The organism is Pantoea sp. SIMBA_079, from assembly GCF_046940275.1.
Taxonomy (GTDB): Bacteria; Pseudomonadota; Gammaproteobacteria; order Enterobacterales; family Enterobacteriaceae; genus Pantoea; species Pantoea borealis.
Map to the genome: position 1 here is coordinate 1 of NZ_JAWRYR010000208.1, position 278 is coordinate 278.

Below are 278 nucleotides of genomic sequence, written 5' to 3' on the forward strand. Positions count from 1 at the left end.
GTGAATCGGCGGCGGAAACATCAAACTAACCGTGATGACGGGATGGTTGAGGGCATGGGTGACCTTGCAGACCTTAAGCCATTGATGGATGCGATTAACAAGGCCGTCACTGGAAAGGTAGATGTGCAAGAGTATTTCAAGAATCCGAAAGTATTGTTTGAGGACCTCGATTTGGATGAGCTCATCCTCTACGATCCAGAAGGGAACCTAATCACGGATGTAGAGAAGAAAAAGGAATATCTGGCTAAGATGTGGGCAACGTCTCAGATTCTTGTTGG

1 protein-coding gene is annotated in these 278 nt (G+C 46.8%); it reads left to right on the plus strand.

Going from position 1 to position 278, the window contains the following annotated elements:
- Positions 1 to 54: 54 nt before the first annotated feature.
- The coding region (locus tag SB719_RS19730) for a hypothetical protein (protein WP_412159677.1) at positions 55 to 278 on the plus strand (224 nt) is incomplete at its 3' end.